At 48.4% G+C, this 680-nt stretch carries 1 protein-coding gene; it reads left to right on the top strand.

Going from position 1 to position 680, the window contains the following annotated elements; genetic code table 11:
- On the top strand, positions 1–680 hold a 680-nt coding region (locus tag SB847_RS20455), incomplete at both ends, for a condensation domain-containing protein (RefSeq protein WP_410578377.1).

Here is a 680-nt window from a genome sequence, read left to right as displayed (position 1 = left end):
AATGGAACAATCGATCCGCTTCTATTAGAGAAGAGCTTTAATAGCATCTTGGAAAGGCATGAGCTCCTGCGGAGCGCCATTGAGTATGAAATCACAGTACAGCCAAGAAACGTGATCTTGAAAAACAGGAAAATCGGCTTCCGATCCCGAGATATAAGAAGGCAAAGTGCGGAACAGCAGAAGGTAAGCATGGATCGATTCCTGAAAGAAGACCGGGAAAAAGGTTTTGATTTAAGCAGAGATCCTTTGATCCGCCTTCAGCTTATCCAGACCGGAGACGAAGAATATACGTTGATTTGGAGCAATCATCACATCCTGTTTGACGGATGGGGACGGGGAATCATTCTGGCAGAGCTTTTCCAACTCTATGGGGATGAGCGGTTCGGAAGAACCCGCCAGCTGGAGGAGCCAGAGGCATACAGCACCTACATCAGGTGGCTGGAAGAACAGTCCAGAGAAGATGCCGCTCAATATTGGAAGAATTATCTGAAAGGCTATAAGGAAAAGTCAGGTATTCCGGTTAATAGGAAATCTGGGAAAACTGGCGATTCCGGCAACCGTGAAAAGGTGATAGCACTCTCTCGAGGGCTAACGCGAAAGCTGGCCGACCTGGCAGCACGGAATCATGTGACCATCCATACAGCTCTGCAGAGTGTGTGGGGTGTGCTGTTGGCCAAGTA

The organism is Bacillus sp. SIMBA_026 (assembly GCF_046535335.1).
GTDB lineage: Bacteria > Bacillota > Bacilli > Bacillales > Bacillaceae > Bacillus > Bacillus velezensis.
This window is presented reverse-complemented; position numbering and strand designations above follow the sequence as displayed.